At 46.7% G+C, this 17,036-nt stretch carries 1 protein-coding gene; it reads right to left on the bottom strand.

The genetic code is table 11. The features are described from left to right. Window positions 1-10: 10 nt before the first annotated feature. A complete protein-coding gene (locus B2952_RS04750) occupies window positions 11-16,990 on the bottom strand; it encodes a calcium-binding protein (protein WP_290735771.1) in 16,980 nt (5,659 codons plus the stop codon). Between the last annotated feature and the right edge of the window lie 46 nt (window positions 16,991-17,036).

Genomic DNA, 17,036 nt, shown 5'->3' with positions numbered 1-17,036 from the left:
TAGAAAATTACTAAATGAACGTGAACCTTGCGTTACCGGCGGCAAGGGCGGTCACGCGAATCTCGTAGTATGTGCCAGCGTTAGGATTAGCGGGTAGTTCCTTTTCGTTCCAGTAGGGGTTCGATACCGACTCCGTCACGGTGACACCGTCCACTACCCATTCAAGGGTAAGCGGAGGAATTGTGCCACCACCTTCCGTGCCAATCTGGAGCCGGTGCTGGTACCAGGGGGACGACGGAGTTATCCGCAACAGCACGGTATCGCCCTCGCGGAACTCCACCGGTACGCCCGCGGCGGGAACATCAATCGGTTCAGAGAGTTCGCCCGGTGTCACTTCCTGCTGCACAGTCCAGTCCTTGTCGGTCGCATCAGTGAATGTATCCGTGCCGCCGTTTGCAGACGCTTCGAGCGTCACGCCCGGCACATCGCCATCCTCGAACTTGTCCTGGATATCTCCGGCATCCACCGTGGGCGAACCGAGATACGCCGCATTGTCGGCCTGGTAGTTGTTGCTTTCGAGCACCGTTTCCACATCGGGGCGGAATACGCCCACGGGGTTGTTGTGCTCCAACACCAGCGAGGCGTTATCGCCAAGGGCAACGTCGTCGCCCAAGCCGAGCGTCACAATGTCATACCCCTCGCCCGCCACAACCACATCACGGTCCATGCCCGTATAAATGGAATCTTCGGCACCGAGGGCATAAAGGCCATCGTCAAGGGCCACAGAAGAAGCCCCGTTCACCCGGTTGATGTTCGCGAAGTCCGCGAAGTCTTCCCCGGCGGCATACGGCACATCCATGTCGAATGTGAGCGCGGCGCTGTCGCCAAATACGAGGTCGCGGTCATGGTCGCCACCCACGGCGGCATCGGCCCTGCCCGAGCCCGCCACCACCTGGATGGCCGCAATCACCGGCATGTTCATGGGCCACTGGCCGCCTTCCGTGTGCAGGTTGCGAATGTACAGGTCAAAGGTATCGCCCGCAACATTGTGGAACACCGCATAGTTGCCGATGAGTTCCACCATGGGGGTCGCACCCGAGGCAAGGTTCGCGAGCGCATCGCTACGGCTCCTACAGGTCGCCTCGCGGTAGTCGCCGTCGAAGGCGTGGCCCTTCCAGTCGTTCAGGTAGCGGCTACCATCCTCGGAACCCTGGATTTCGTAGATGTGGCTGTGGGCGTCCGTGTCGGAGTCGTCCGCACCCAGGTACACGTACACGTCGCAGGTCCCGCCCGCGCCACGGAACGAAGAAAGGTTCGTGAGCGAAACATGGATGTCCTGCTGTTGCTGGGCGGCAGTATAACCCGCGAACAGGCGGCTGTTGGCCGTGTCGCCGTCCAGTTCGGTAGAGGTGCGGAACACAAGGCTCCCGTTCTGGCCCTGGTCAGTCGTTCCCGAATCGTACGATGTCAGGGATATGCCGACGGAACTGTCTGTGACCGTGCCGCCTTCGCTGTAGCGCAGCACGGGCGTAGTCGAATTCTCGTTACCCTCGTGCGTGTACAGGTGGCCGTTGTACAGGTAGAGGTTGTTCCATCCGGTGTCGTGCACCACGCCCGCATGGCCCGAGGCCATGGTGGAATCGTCCGCGCCACGGGTCGTGAAGTTGACGCTCAGCACCTTGCGGCCATCCACCGTCGCATCCTTGAGCGTTTCAAGGTCGCGGATGGCGGCAGGGCCGTTCGTGGCATCGAGACTTTCCGCCGTAGCCTCGTCGCCAAAGAACGCCTGCGCGATGCCCAGCTGCGTGAGTTCGGACTGGCTGCCCGCAAGAATCTTGTCGCCACCGAGACCGCCAACAACCGTATCGTTGCCATCGCCAGTCACTATGCGGTCGTCGAACGAGACACCCTGCACAAGGTCGTCCGCGTCGGGGTCAAGGCTACGGGCAGACGACACCATGGTATCGCCAGTGCCCAGGCGGTCCTCGAACCGGAGCGAGGCGCTATCGCCAAACACAAGGTCGTTGTCGCGTATGCCGCCCGCAAGTTCGCCGAAGGTAGCCATGTAGTCGCTGCCGGCTCCGCCCACGACGATGTCGTCGCCGCCACCCGTCGAAACGATATCGTCACCGCCGAGGTTCAGCTGCGTAGACACGGCCACATCCTGCGCATGCAGGTCGCCGCGCACCTGTATGGCCGCAATTCCCGGCAAGTTCTTGCCGTTGGGTGAGAGGTCGGGGAACGCATCCTCGATAACCACGCGGAAGTTGTCGGCAAAGCTGGCCGCAGACACCGTGAACACGGCGTAGTTCGCGTAGGTTGCCGCGGATGCCGTCGTGGCAGTGGCCCGTTCGTAGCCACCGTCAAAATTTTCGCCTTCGGCATCGTCCACATAGAAGCTCTGCAGGGCAGCACTGGAGTCGCCCACATACAGGCTCACCTTGCGGACGCTGTGCTCGTACGCGGAATGAGAATCCGGTATATCCAGATAGACCACCACCCTGTATTCCGTAAAGTACTGGGCAAGGCCGTCCACCACGACTTCCAGCCTGTTGTCGCACTGGGCGTTCGGGGCCGTGGTCATGAGGCCCGCGTTCATGAGCGCCGCATCCGCATCGGTAGAGGCGTTCGCGAAGTTGTGGCCGTAGGCCTGCAGGTTGATACGGTTGTCGGTATCCGTGTTGCGGTGGCTCTCGATGCCGCCGTAGCTCACGCTCACGGCGCTTGCGCGGGTGCCGTCGTCAAAGCGCACCACCTCGCGGTCGTCGTTGCCGTAGGTGCCCGCAAGGTTCCCGCCCACGTTGTTCCAGTTGGCGCTGCGGTAGTCATCGCCATGGGTCGCGTTCAGGGCGCCCGCGACAGCTTCCGACGAAAGTCCGGTCTGCGAGGCTCCCTGGAAGTTGAAACTGAGCGTCGCCTCGGTGCGGGTTTCCACACCGCTTTCGGCGGCATTGCCCTGGAAGGTCGCAAAGCCGTTATCGCCGAACACGACATCTTCACCATCGCCAGTCTTGATATGGTCGCTATCCAGGCCGCCGAACACCACATTGCGGCCATTTCCGGCATCGATGGTGTCTCCACCTGCACTGCCGTCTTCGAGACCCGCTCCCGTAATATTGCGGTCTTTGTTGGTGACCATAAGCGCATTGCGCCCGGTGTCCATAATGACCTTGCCGCCATCACCCACAATGATGTCGTTCCCGGCACCCGTGGTAATGGTATCGGCATCGGTTCCACCGATAATGGCGTTCTTGCCATCGCCCGTGGTAATCGTGTCGCTACCGCCCTCGGTATCGCTCTTGCTCTCGGCGACCAGGCGATCCGACAACACCGTGTAACGCCCACCGTCACCAATCACAACGTTGTCGCTGCCGCCAATACCGATTGTATCGCCAGCCTCGCCGCCCATGGCGACATTCTTGTTGCCGCTGATGGTCACAGTATCAACATCACCCACGGAATCGCTCGTGGTCTCCACGGTATGCAGGCCGAGGTTCAGCGAGTCGCCATAGACCGCACCCACATTCGCCGCGTTGTAGTATTTAACGGAACCATTATCGCCAAGGGCAATGTTGTTGTTGCCCGAAACAGTAATGGTGTCTCCATCGGCACCGCCAATCACCACGCTATCGGTTCCACCGACATTTATAGTATCGGAACCACCCTCACTATCGTTCATAGAGTGGATTTCGTATGCACCGCGGCGTACGCCGTCCGTCTGCAAGCGGTGCACAGGCCCGTTTGTAGCGGTATCATCGCCATGATTCTTGCTTATGCCAGTCGTGTAGTCTAGGCCGCTGTTCGTGGAACCGAGCACCGTCACGGGATTTTGCGGGTCTTCGCCGTAAAGCACCTGGCCTCGGTCGCCGAACGCGATGCCGCCACGGTTCATGTTTATGGTGTCGTCACCGAGACCACCGAAAACAACCATGTCGTTACGGGTCACTGCATTTGAGGTGGCGTTGATTATATCGTCACCACCCTGGGCGTTCACCACAAGCTGACCGTCACCGCTGTAGCCATGCTTGAAGCTTACCGAGTCAACAGTAACACCACTGGCAAGCGTGAAGGCGCGTTTCACGGCAAAGTAAACCGAATCGAATTCCGTCACTTCACGGCGCTGGGTGGTGCCGTCGCTCAGCGTGGCATCTACATAGATTTTTTCCGATACATCAAGTGCGGACTTGGCCTCGTTGAAAGCCTCGACACTTCCAGTAAGCGTGTAGGCGTATGTCGCGCCACCGTTATCGGCTGTTCCCGAAAGAACAGCAGATGTACCCGAAGCAATTTCAGTTGCCGATTCCTCGGCATAGCTGTTTATGTTCACGGTATCGTCAGTAGCGTTTCCGCCAGAAACGCCAGAACCCGTATTCACCACGGTGAATGTCTGGAATCCGTCCTCGCGGTAGATAGTCTTGTTCACATTTACCGTGTCGGAACCCGAACCCAGGTTGTATTCGGCATATTCCATCTGGGCGGCCGCGATACCGCGTTTGCCAATATCGTCATGCTCAAAGCGGACGGCATGTTCGTCAAAATCCATAACCGTTCTTTCGGCATCTTGGATATTTTGTTCAATCGAGGCAGCACTGTTGCCAAATTCAGCCCTTTCCTCACTGCTTACATTCCCGTTTTTCACGGCAAAAGCATTGAGCGAACTCGTTTCGTTTTCTTCATCACCCTGGTTGTTTACAAACAGGCGATCAACGCTCGCATCTTCATCGATAAACAAGTAATCCTTGCTACCAGAGAACAATACGTTGGAATTGTTTGCATCAAAAACAGAAACGGATTCGTTCAGGGTCAAGGTGTATTGGCTGCCGTTGGCTACACAAGAAACTATCTTGAACCAGTCAGATTCCCGATAGGTTTTCTTGTCATTACCTTCGCCAACAACAATTCCGTTCGAACTACTTGCGACCAGCCGAATGGTCTTGCCTTCAAACGAATGTGAATCAGAAAGGTTTATCCCAAGCCCCGTAAGAATACTATTTGCAGACTCTATCGTTATAACGAGGGTCTTTCCTGTTACAGATGTAAATCCGAACAACTTATCTGAAGCGTAGTCATTCTTTTCGTTTAGAGTGCTAGCCTCCACATAAGAACTGCCTTCGTTAACCTTATGCGCATACGAAAGCATCGAGGGGTTATCCGTATCCAGTTCAACGCTTTGCCCCATACCGAACGCATAAACGGCACCGTCAATATCATCAACCAGGTTCTTTTCTGTCTTGTGGACCGTCACGAAGCCATATTCCTCGGATACGGTGTCGGTCTTGGCGCGGAGCCTTACCGTCTGCGCCTGATTTGCATTTTCAGGGGTAAACGTAAGTTCAATATATTCACCATTTGTCGCAGGATCCACATTTCCGTTTGCATCGACAAACTGCATTTCCTTCGTCAAGTTGTAGGTGCCGTCCTGGTTGACAGAACTGACCGCATCAAGAACACTAATCCTTACCTTTACGGAACTACGGCCATCGAAGTTTCCCCAGAAGGAAACGGTATACTCGACAGAACTAAGCGAACCAGATTCCGCAAGGATTGTAGAATGATCCTCGATGTGTATGCTCGGTGCCGTATCGACAATAGAAGGAACACTTGCAGGCATATCTGATTCCGGGGGCAAGAACACATCCGTTTCGCCATTATTTCTGGGAGAAATGGTCAGTTCCCCGTGCAAGGTCATCATTCTTCCGTTTATCGAATTGTAGAAGACAATTGTATCGCCTTGCAATTCGTACTCGACACCAGCGACATAAGTGACACCTTCGACTTCCGCTGCACCCCTGGCAAGGATTTCCGAAGCAGTCGTAGAACCTTCAGCCTTGTATTCTACCTTGATTTTGGAGACGTCAACATCGTCATAGACCAAATGAGCCTTGGAACCGTCTATTCGTAAGCTGCTTGCACGATAGAGGACAATTAGATTCTTTTTCGTCAAAGCGGAATCTAAATATAATACGCCATTCTCTACACAGTACAGGTTTGTCTTGTCACTTGCTGCGTCAAACGCAGACTTCGTCTGTTGAGTCAAAAAGCCGCGTGCACCAACAATATAGGCGGAAATATTAGACATCGGGTCAAGACCATTTGCAACATTGCCAAGTTGCACAGAGTTTCCCGACACAACAAATTCTTCCGCTTCGGCAAGAAGTCCATCTGCCGAACGACTTACAGCACCATCCGCACTAATCTTTATGGGGAGCGAGGATACGGACTTTGTCAACGCGACGTTATCGCATTCACTAGAAATCGTGATAGACTTGAGCGATTCCGATTCTTTGAGAGCATCAGCAAAAAGGCATACAGCAATCTTTGCAAATTTCTTGGAAGAATTCAATTCTACGGGGAGTGTAGAGCAGAGATTCCAATTGCTACTGAAATCTGTATCGGAACCAGATACTTCGGCAAGCATTATTTCGCGAGCGCCGCTCTTGAGAGCCTTGGCAGAAAGCATCGGAGCAGAAAGGTTCACCTTCACCGTCCCAACACTTTGTCCGTTCAACAAGTCGCCAGAGTAATGCACATAGAAGAATGCAACTCCTACGCCATTATTAACTTCACTCAGCGTAATTTCAGGAATCACAATCGAATGTTCCTCGCTGGACACGAATACGACTGGTTCACTCGAAGTGTCGTAGAGTGTATAAGATTCCGTCTTGCTTTCCAGGACCTTATTTTCACTATCCAGCAATTCATACTTGATATCGCAACTTTGCCCATCGGTATTGGAACTACGAAGCGTATGGTCTGCATCTAGGCCACCCATGCTGAAGGTATCGTTGCCCTTGCCGCCATTCAGGTTCGTGATTTCACCCTTATTGTTGCCAATGACATTGAAAAGGTCGTCTCCAGCGGCAGCATCGAATGTTGTCGATTCGACACCGCTTGCCTTTACGCTCACAATGTCGCTAAGCATGCCATCTTTACTTACAATCACCGTATCATCGCCGTTCGTGCCACGGACAAACATGGAGTCGTTTCCAAGCCCTCCATCAATTGACATGGCTCCCCGCACGATGGTTTTGTCGTTTTTATCTTGGAAGCCATAAACAGAGAACTTGTCATCACCCTTGCCACCGGACATGTTAAGCGAACCGGCATTGTTCAAGGCCGCGAAGGTATCGTCTCCAATGTCACCATCCACATTCAATGTGGTATTCTTAGAAACACCATCGCTCAAGTATTTCTCTTCGTTGGTTTGTTGGGTTCGGAAGACATCAACAGGTTGGATTGAAGCTGGGGTTTGGTTATCGCGTTCCGAATTGTAGAGTTGTCCAACCAAAACAGTATCGTTGCCTGCACCGCCATTGATATTGGTCGTACTTGCAGTACCATCGACAGCAACAGTATCATTACCACCATTGGCATTCAAGTTGAGGGTCTCTATTGCAGAGGTAAAGTTCACTCGTTCAATGTTCGTATTGAGCGAAAGATTATTAGGATCCGGTTCCGTGGGAAGCATGGCGACAAAGCCTAAATCGCCCGGTTCACCTTGTGTTTTCTTGTTTCTGCGCACAAGCAAATTATCGTCCGACTCAGTCCCTTCAACAACAAGCGTATCGGAACCGTCTATTCCCGAGTCAGTCACATTTGCATAACCGACAGAACTTTCACCCATCAGGTTCACAGTAACAACGTCGCTACCGCCCTGACCGTCCACAAAGTCCATACCCGGACCAGTAGTTATTTTGTCATTACCCCCATTGGCATTGGGTTTTACCTTTGCATTGGCATATAATTCGCCATGCAAGCCAAGATTATCGCCGAAAACGATTTTGTCGGTCCCATTCGCATTATCCACCTTGTCCGCATCAACAGTTTTGCTATCCGCCTTAACTACATAATCCCTTACGCCGTTATCGCCGTACAGCATATCGTTGCCGGCACCACCGTCAATGATATCGTCATCGGCACCGCCATAAATCAAGTCGTTGTCAATGCCGCCGCTGATGGTATCGTTTCCGCCATCGCCGTCGATAATGTCATTGCCTATGCCACCGTAAATCTTATCGGCTCCGCCATCAGTGTTATCAGCACCATCATCACCGAAGAGCAGGTCATTACCGTCATCGCCGTAGATTGTATCAGAACCATTCGTTTTTAAATCGGAAGAATAATCAGCAAAATCATCATTATTATCATCGTTTATAGCCGCTTTAATTTCTTGGGCATATTTTACTGGATTATTCAATTCGTCAACTAACTTTATCTTAAACTCATCCTCAGAAGCTGACGTTCCGTTCTTGAACTGAGCATCAATAAATTCCTGACTGAATGCAGCAGTCTTTTTATCAGCAGACATGTCAACGGCAAAGGGCGCAGCAAGGTCCATCGGGGTACTATTTATCCTGTCACCGAAGACAATATCCATGCCCTCGCCACCATGGATGGTGTCGTTGCCCGAACCACCGAGAATGCGGTCATGGCCTCTTTCGCCATAAATTTCATCATTCCCGGCACCGCCATCAACATGGTCGTCACCCCCACCACCGTAAATCACATCATCGTCATCTCCGCCAATGAGCGTATCCTTGCCCCCATCGAGGCTGATATCGGTCCTATCAATTTGGGGAATGGAGCCCGTTTCATCGTAACGGCCACCATCGCCGAAAATAAAATCAGCGCCAGCACCGCCATCAATTTGGTCATCTCCGGCGCCACCGAAGATAATATCCTTCTTGGAGCCCCCTAAAATTATATCGTTCCCGGCAACACCAGGGTCAACATTCGCTTCAATAATATATTTATCGTCATCCTTGCGAACTGTCCCAATATCGCCAAAAATTATGTTCAAGCCATCAGCACCGATGATAGTGTCGTTGCCGGCACCACCCCATATAAATACGGTGCGATTACTTGCCATTTGCAATCCAGAAAGGTCTATGTAGTCGTCACCATCACCGCCATTGATTTCGATATCAAAATCTGCTGCTTCAACACCATCTTCTTTGGCTAACTTAATATATATCTTATCATTTCCCTTTTCAGCATTGATGATAAGCTTTCCATCAACCTTTTCTGAATGCCTATATTTATCAAAGACTTCGCTACCATTAACATCTAATTCTAGTATTTCATCGCCATCATCCAAAGTTTTATTCAAATCATTGGTCGCTACACGACTCGACGCATTAGAACCAATATTCGCAACGACATCGTCGCCCGACTTGGAAATCATTACCGGGCTTAAATGATGTTCATAATTAAATTCAAACAGCGTTATGTCATCCGTAATGTTCCATTTCTTGGTATAGAACAGTAAATCAAGGTAGGCATACAACTTGGCTGTAATGGCTCCATTTACATCGAACATGCCAAAAAGGCCTTCTTCCTTGAACACGCGTTCAATTTCGTTCAGGCGAAGTTTCCCATCCTTGTTCGGATCAAAAAGATTAAACCCGACATTGATGCCTACACCGCCGCCAACACCGGCACTAACGCCAGCATTCAGTTCGGCAGAGGCTTTTAACCCACCATAGAAAGAGAGCTCATTTTTATCATTACCCTTTTCATCAAGGTCATCTACGTAGAAACCATTTAACAATCGACTATAGTCCTTATAGTCACTGCCTACCCACTGGCGAATACCAAGAGTGTCATAGCCAAAAGCAAGGTCTATACTAGCATTGAAACTGACTCCTAGACGAACGCCGAGCGGTGCCCAAATACGAATGAAAGTATCCCAGTCAAAGTCAAAACTGAGCTTGGGCATATCATAATGGACCAAATCAATGTCCTGACCAAGCAACAGTTTAAAGATATTAGTCGGTTCATCCCAGATAAATTTCCAGGAACCATCTCCGACCTGCAAACCGTTACCAGAAAGGGCCGAAGACGCATCACCCCTTACATTATCTAATGTTGGCAAATATCCATTACTATCATCATCAAGCAACTTTCCAAAATCAGATGCAGAAACATTTCCTTTTACAAAATCATTTACAGCTTCAGAATCTTCCCCCAAGCCTCCTATTAAAGACATGCTTCCTATACTAATTTTCAAATCTTTATTGCCAAAGGCGGCAACCTTTTCACTTAAAGCAATAAGGTCTTTAATAGCATACACCATGCTGTCATCAAATTTACCCTTGCTGAATTCCTTTGCAAGGCTAAGAGGAGTAATTTCAATGCCAAGGTCATCAAGCACCGGGAACGGCGTTGTCAAGAAATCAATTAATGGTTTAAGCGGTTCAACAACCTTTTGTATTTTCGATACAATTGGTCCGAGTACCCCGCTAATAAACGACCCCATATCTAATTTGAAATTATTAAATCCAAGAACCTTGATACCCGTTTTGGTCCATACAAATTCAAAATCCCCCTCAACATTCGGGAATTTTGGGGCGTCAGCCCCCTTGACATCGGAAACAATACCGACAGTCATTCCTACAAGCATATTGACCGAGGCTGTATAATCAAACTTAGGGAGAGATCCCATTATTTCCGACAATTTCACGGACTGTGGACCGCTTGCATACGCCGCAGATTCAGTTTTATCAACATCTATTCCGAAAGAAAGAGCTACACCTTTATCTAGTCCTTCTGCGGCACTGTTTGAACTTCCACCCCTATTTTTTACATCGTCTAGTTTCAGTTTGAGTCCAAGTCCTGCCATTTTACCAATGACTTCACCAGTCATATTAGCAATTACGCTAACCTGAACATCGTCCTTATCCGAGAAAAGGAATTCAAAACCTCCGTCCTTAGAGACCTTCATACCAAAATTTAGTTTCCATTCTAGGCTTAAGTCAATACCGGCATCAGTTTCCAACCCAAGACCGGGGAACCCAAGATCGAGTCCGATATCACTACCAAAGGCGTAGGTTCCACCCAGCGTAAAGAACCATTCGGCAAAGTCTGAGCCCTGCTTATAATAAACTCCATTGCCCTCTTTATGCCATTCGTTATCATTTGACAGCTTTGTCAAGAGTGCAGAATCCGAAGTCAATTGCGCATAGAAACCGAAAAGATCATTGAATTTCTGCGCAACCATCTCAGCAGTCATGCCAGTAGATTCATACACAAAATTCGAGAAAGGTTCAAGAATCTGTTGCTTTAGCTTGCTCAAGAAATCAACGCCACCGCTCATGGCATTGCCCACGACAGGTACATCCTTGATGTTGCTCATCATGCCGCTATTGATACTGGATTCCAGCGAATCTAGTAAATTATTTAGGCCGGTCACAGCCAGTTTTATCTTGTCAAACCAATCAAGATTTCCTTCGGCAAGGTCTTCTATTCTCTTATAGACCTCACTAAAATCAACCACTAAATCGCCAGCATCTACCGCAGACGCGTCTTCCAAAATCAGTTTTATATTCATAGAAGACGCCGCGGTACCACTAGCTGTTTTTTCCGCAACAATATTTACAGAAGAATCAGCAGAAATCACTCGTGTATCTAACCAAGCCGATATATCAGAAAGTGCTTGTCCAACAACATAATCTACATCATTTCCGCAAACAACCCCATTTCCATTCCATTTACCGAACTTGATGCTACCTAATTCATAGCCACATACACTGATAGGCAGATTGCCGAAAATTGACATTGGAACAGCAAATTCAAAGGGTATCGGCAAAGAATCATCATTTTCATCAAGAAGTTCCCAATCAAGCAGTGATAAATCTTCTTGTCCAAAAGTTCCAACGAAAGCGGCCTTACCGACAACAAACGAATCGCCCTTATCCGAACCAACTGTAATCAAATTCTTGAGCAAGGCATCAAAGCCTTTTGTTTGACCATCGCCATCGATACCCAAATTGAACGAAAGCTTTTGACCTACGATATTGATATTCGCACCAAACTGAATAGCATCTTTCAAGATAAAATCAAAGGAACTGCCTACAGACATTTCAGCAGACAAACTGAACCAAAAATCACCCTCAACCTTTAAATCAGCATTACCACTAATTCCCCCACCTGAGCCGCCGAAGTTAAACTTATGGACCGCACTGAAACCCTTGCTGATATTAAAGTCAAATACAACGGAACCGTCAACGACATCTATTCCGAAAATAGACGCATCGGCATCAATATTTTGGGCAGCAACCAATCCAGCATCTTCCAGATATTTTGTCAATCGATTGCTTAACCCCTGAAGGCTCACAATATTATCTTTACGAAGTTTGCTAACGATATCACGAATGTCGTTAGCAACATTCACCAAATCCCCCACAGACTTGTTTATCACAGGGATTTTCACGTCGCTATTTAGCGCAACTGCAGTCAACCTTTGAACAAGACCTTCAAGCAAGGCATAGACATCTTGCACCGAGAAATTTGACAAATTGGCAAAGTTATTCGTAATCGCATTTTCTAGATTGTTAAAATTACAGTCAATTTTAGGCAGATTATCTTCAAGTTTCAAAGAGACCGAGTTATCGCCAAGATAAATCGGAGTGGATCCAAGACCGCTAATTACGCCCTTAACACCAAACAGTCCTCCTACATCATCATCATCGCAATCTAAAGAGAAGTTCCAATTGCTCAGGAACGAGTCGTTTTCCTTCAATGTCTCGGAGTCGGCATTTTTTTGACCAACAAATTTCACATTTGCAGAAACGCTACCAGAGGCAACAAGATTAACATCTACAAAACCGAATGTGGCATCAATAGCCGCCACATATTTCAATGTAGAATTAGCAATCCATGTAGCAGAAGAGGCTATGTTCTCGGATACTACTACGGCTACATTAGATACCACAACTCTATCTATTAAGTTTTCGTCATCGCTGTATGCTTTTAATTCAAGAATTTTGAAATATTCATCTCCATTTTTTATAAAACCGCCCACAGCAAAAACATTCTTTTGCACAGGTGTTTCTAGCGTAATCGTTCGGGTATTATTTTGCTGATCCAGGCTCGGTGCCGTATTGCCCACCTTTACATCTTTTTCTATAGAGAAAGTCAAATCTGCTGATAAGACCACCTGGGTATTTTCTGTAAAATTGAACAATTTAGACCAGTCGACACCAAGCAAAGTCCTACCTACGATACGATAATCACTATCTCCACACTTACTTGCATTTAGTGCCGAGAAGCCAAGCTTTTCGAGGATTTTACTTGCGCCGACGTTTTCAAGGGAGAAGGGACTATTTGACCGGAATTCAAAATGGTCCCAGTATGTAGTAGCATGCGATCCTGGATCTGTTTCTGAATAACACAGATATACACCCGTCCCACTCAATTGAGCGTTAATTGAACTAACAAAGGTCTGAACGGTTGTATTCGCATCAAAATTCAAGCTTTCAAAATCTATCTGAGCGGAAGAACCGCTTATTTTAAAATCACCTGAGCCCAAAGATGATAATTGATGTGAATAGTCAGACCAACTTAAAGAAGTATTTTCATCAGCCGTGAAAACTATCCGATTATTTTGAGCAACAACTGACTTTACACCTTGAATTGTATTGATATCCAGCGAATCCTTAATTGTACGGGAAAGATCATTTAAGTCTGAACAATTTTTTGTATCAATATGAACGCTATCATTACCGACATTGACCGTTAAAAAATCATCCGAAACAGTAACCCTATAAATTTCAGAAACATAGGCATCATTTTCCAACTTACTAAGATCCTGCCAATAATCAACATGACGAGAATCCGTTAATCCAACACCAATCTCATAAATGCCTTCACCAACTTCAATTTCCTTTGCAACAAATACGCCTCCGGCAAAAGAATCCAGTAAAGATTGAAGACCCGTAATTGACGAAACAGAGCTCAAGTCTATATATTCACTTACATAACCCAAACTCTCAGAGTATTTTTCTATCAAAACACCTTTTTGGCTTCCTATTGCCCCAGATGCATTAAGTACGCCAGACATACGCATGTACTTGAACCCGAAATTTGATTCAAGCGTATAATAAGGGCAATCTATTTTAATTTCATTTCCATCTCTTTTTGTTTTATATCCTTTTATTAGAGAAGGATCACATCCGAATAAAATTTCGCCCGTACTTTCATTAATGTCAACAACATACAATCCATAGGTGTTCTTAATGGAACGACCGTTTTCCAAAGATCCTATTGACAACACATCGTTCAGACCAAACTGGTCTTCTTCCGATTTTTGCAGGGACAAATACTTATCCAAGCATTTTTCCCAATCATCCGTATCGGACATACCCTTGTTTTTAAGATCCGAAGCGAAATCCAATATCTTATTCTTATTGAGATTTATCTCGACATTGGTCACATTCCCCACACCGCACAAAGTTAAAGTAAGCGTGCTATCTGCACCAAAAGATGCTGCAAAACATGTTTGCTGCACGGTATTGACCAATTTAAGTTCACTAAAAGCGTCTGCATTGCCGGAACTCTCAATGTCAAACTTATTATCTGATGTGATGATGAGCTTCTTAATATTTTCATTGTACTCAATCTTCGGCAAACTTGTTGCTGTCGAAGAAACAAACTCGTTTTCCTTATCTTGAGCCTTTTCGACACACTTAAAAATAGATGTATCAATTGCACCACTATGGACCATTACAATTTGGTCATCTATATTAAATGTGAATGCAAAATTTGTAGTTGCATTGTCTAGCTTTACATCCGTTCTTGTTTCATTAAAGCTCAATTTATCAAACGAATTCGACCAATAAGATTCGTTTAGCGCCGTATAACTTGAACCTAAGATATCCCCTAATGTGGTAGCCATATTCCCATCAGAGCCGTCATTTATCGTCTGATATTCAAAATTCACATCTAGACTAAAAGAAATTCCGGCAGTACACCCCGCAGACACGTTGCCGTATGTAACAACATTAGCAAATCCTTCACCAAACGATTTTGCAAGGTTCAAGTCAAAATCTTTGCTTTCTGTGAAGAGTAAATTGAATACCAATCTGAAGTTTTCAAATTCAAAATTTTCAGGCTTTCCATCAGGCAAACTAGTTTCAAGTTCCTTAGTAGCAAGATTTCTCGACACCAACATACTTATGGGATTTGGAGAATTATCCCCTAACAGGAACAAGCTACAGGCATTCGATTCGCCAAACACTCTTTCCCAAGCCTCATTGAAGACAAGAACGAATTCCTCGACACTAGAGAAATTTGCTATATACTTACTGCCTTCAACGACTTTTAGCAAGCCGTCTTCTGCATTTTCATCGGAGCCAAAAACAACCTTATCTATCCTATCAATGACATTCACAACCTCTCCGACAGAACCGCCCAAGAAATCCATCTTGACATTATCTTCCAGCTGTTTGCGGAGGGCGGTTTGCATAGATTGAAGATATGCAACTACTTGATGCGAGAGGGTCTCACCCGAAAGTGAGGCAAAAGCCTTGATTTCATCTGGGACAATCCAGTTTTCAGTTAAGGAATCGTAACCAAACCTATAAACATCATTCTCTTTCTGCGGAAGTTTTGCAACTTCTACGGCACCGCTCTTCAAGATTAAAGACTCAACAGTGAAAGTCGGATCTGCTTCAAGACCCCTCCCATTATTGGAATCGTACTTTACTTCCAGTTTAAAATTACCATTTACTACGGTAGCACTAAATAACCCCAAGGAAAGTGGGTCTCCGATACCTTCTTTCGAGACAGTCAGGTTAAACTTGTCCAAACTAAAGCCATCAAATATTAGCGTATTATCATTCGCATCCACACGAACATCAAGTTTCACACTCAGAGCGCAATCAACATCCAAGCCGCTCAACTCCAATAAACCAAAATTGAGTGATTCTGCAATATTTTCAATTTTGGGACTTAAAGTGAGATACAAACTGGTTGGAGTTGTTGTGGAAAGATTCACGGCATTCAACGAAGCCGTTACACTATCGAGGAAATTTATTTCTTGCCCATTTGCATCTTCCAATTTCAGATTACCAAGTACAGAAGACAAAACAGTTTGGGCATTCGGAAGGATAATATCAAAGAACGATTTAACATTATTCAAATCTAGCGAATAATTCGAAGTGTTTTCTACGTTTTTTATTGCGCCATTGATTGCAAGTGCTACATCGGCCCAGTATTCTTGCAGATTTTCCACATACTCAACGATCTTTTTCTTGTTTTCCTCTGAACCAAATTCAAAATCTCGGATAAAAGGAATTGTCGAGAAAGAAGAAGATATTGTGTTTAAAGCCTTTTCAAGAGAAAATATTTCAAACTGTGGATCATTTTTGAGTTGCATTTCTGGCACACTAACAGAAATGGCTCCCGTTTGTTCCTTATCTACCCCTATATTGCCCAAAAATGCGAAAGGGAAATTATCATTACTCGATGTATCTACATTGAATTCTAGATGAACTGCCGAAGAAATTTCGGTAGAACTACTACTATATTTCAGCAACAAGTCAGTATCGGAATCATCAATTTCCGAAACAGACAAGTTCATAAACTTTGCCGTCCCACCAACATTCTCTATTATGGCTTTAACATCGCGAACAACAACAGAAGCGGGTTCGACAGAATCCACCAGGCCATTACCATCTGCGTCAGATAAATCGAATACAATGTCAAGTTTAGCGCTCGCTCCTAAATTATTATTGGAACCCACACCAGAAATATAACCGCCTATAGACAACCCCACCTGAGGCAAAGCAATCAATTCTGCTTCGGGAGAATATGTCAACTTAAAGCCATTCTGAGTAGCCTCATAAGCAATATTCAATGCAGATAACTGCTCAAAATCCTCAACAAAAAGCTGATTCAGCGTATTTTTCAGCGTTTGTGCATCAACACTAACTATATTATTTTGGTCATCTTTTAGAACACCTTGAGCCTCAGTCAACAATTGGAGTTTCGATGTGAGTTGAGTATACAGAGAACTCAGCGCTGTTTCAGCATCACCACCCAAATCAGCGAGAGTATCCTTAATAGATTGAATTCCACCTTCAATACCAAGGTCACTCAAGTCGGGTGATTGCAGGTTGTCCAATTGAGTTTCAACAATCGAGTCGACTTGATCATAATTATCAACAAACTGCGCATAATCAATCGCAGCATCCATCATCAGACGGGGCTCAAGCGATTCTATTTTATAATTATTAGATGCAATTTTTTTCTTATTGATTTTTTTAGACATATCGACTCCAATTGGCTTATTGTTCAATTCTTTATTATTGCTTTTT

The organism is Fibrobacter sp. UBA7003, assembly GCA_002449765.1.
GTDB lineage: Bacteria > Fibrobacterota > Fibrobacteria > Fibrobacterales > Fibrobacteraceae > Fibrobacter.
Note: the sequence above shows the minus strand (reverse complement) of the source record. Positions and strands in the feature narration are given on the sequence as shown.